Here is a 1,923-nt window from a genome sequence, read left to right on the forward strand (position 1 = left end):
GACTACCTCAACCACAACCCGACTAACCCGCACTGGGCTGACCGCGACCGTTTCGTGCTCTCCAACGGCCACGGCTCCATGTTGATTTACAGCCTCCTGCACCTCACCGGCTACGACCTGCCGATGCGCGAGCTGGAAAACTTCCGTCAACTCCATTCCAAAACCCCGGGCCACCCGGAGTACGGTTACACCCCGGGCGTTGAGACCACCACCGGTCCGCTCGGCCAGGGCATCGCCAACGCCGTCGGCTTCGCCATCGCCGAACGCACCCTGGCGGCGCAGTTCAACCGCCCTGGTCACGACATCGTCGACCACCACACCTACGCCTTCATGGGCGACGGCTGCATGATGGAAGGCATTTCGCACGAAGTCTGCTCCCTGGCCGGCACCCTCAAGCTCGGCAAGCTGACCGCCTTCTACGATGACAACGGCATCTCCATCGACGGCCACGTCGACGGCTGGTTCACCGACGACACCGCCCTGCGTTTCGAAGCCTACGGCTGGCACGTGGTGCGCAACGTCGACGGCCACAACCCGGACGCCATCAAGGCCGCGATTGAAGAAGCCCGCAAGGTGACCGACAAGCCGTCGCTGCTGATGTGCAAGACCGTTATCGGCTTCGGTTCGCCGAACAAGGCCGGCACCCATGACGTGCACGGCGCCGCGCTGGGCGCCGCCGAAGTGGCCGCCACCCGCGAAGCGCTGGGCTGGAAATACGCCGCCTTTGAAATCCCGCAGGACATCTACGCCCAGTGGGACGCCAAGGAAGCCGGTCAGGCCAAAGAAGCGGCCTGGAACGACAAGTTCGCCGCCTACGCCAGGGCCTTCCCGGAACTGGCCGCCGAGTTCAAGCGCCGCATGAACGGCGAGCTGCCGGCGGACTGGAAAGCGGACGCCAGGGCGTTCGTGGAAAAACTGCAGGCCAACCCGGCCAACATCGCCAGCCGCAAGGCGTCGCAGAACGCGCTGGAAGCGTTCGGCAAGGTGCTGCCGGAGTTCCTGGGCGGCTCCGCCGACCTGGCGCCGAGCAACCTGACCATGTGGTCCGGTTCGAAAGCGCTGAACGTTGACCCGGCGGGCAACTACATTCATTACGGCGTGCGCGAGTTCGGCATGACCGCCATCACCAACGGCATCGCGCTGCACGGCGGCTTCCTGCCGTACTCGGCGACCTTCCTGATGTTCGTGGAATACGCCCGCAACGCGGTGCGCATGGCGGCGCTGATGAAGCTGCGCAACGTGTTCGTCTACACCCACGACTCCATCGGTCTGGGCGAAGACGGCCCGACCCACCAGCCGGTGGAGCAACTGGCGAGCCTGCGCGTGACCCCGAACATGAGCACCTGGCGTCCGTGTGACCAGGTGGAATCGGCGGTGGCGTGGCAGTACGGCATCGAGCGCAACGACGGCCCGACCACGCTGGTGTTCTCGCGCCAGAACCTGACCCAGCAGCCGCGCACCGCAGAGCAGCTGGCGAACGTGTACCGCGGCGGCTACGTGCTGAAAGACTGCGCGGGCACGCCGGACGTTATCCTGATTGCCACCGGCTCCGAAGTGGGTATCACGGTGGAGGCGGCGGACAAACTGACCGCGGCGGGCCGCAAGGTGCGCGTGGTGTCGATGCCGTCGACCGACGCGTTCGACAAGCAGGATGCGGCGTACCGTGAGTCGGTGCTGCCGGCGGCGGTAACGGCGCGCGTGGCGGTGGAAGCGGGTATCGCGGACTACTGGTACAAGTACGTGGGCCTGAACGGCGCTATCGTGGGCATGACCACCTTCGGTGAGTCGGCGCCGGCGGAGCAGCTGTTCGCCGAGTTCGGCTTCACCGTGGACAACGTGGTGGCCAAGGCGCAGGCGCTGCTGAAGTAAGCCGCCGGGCGCAAGCCGATAAAAAAGCCGGTCATCATGACCGGCTTTTTTTAT

The 1,923-nt window shown here is 65.6% G+C and carries 1 protein-coding gene; it reads left to right on the forward strand.

All coding sequences use genetic code 11. The features are described 5' to 3' along the window. Positions 1-1,869: transketolase (tkt, locus tag ACSBQV_RS24180; protein WP_434991569.1), on the forward strand; the 1,869-nt coding region annotated here is incomplete at its 5' end. Between the last annotated feature and the right edge of the window lie 54 nt (positions 1,870-1,923).

The organism is Serratia sp. B501, assembly GCF_051172315.1.
Taxonomy (GTDB): Bacteria; Pseudomonadota; Gammaproteobacteria; order Enterobacterales; family Enterobacteriaceae; genus Serratia; species Serratia ureilytica.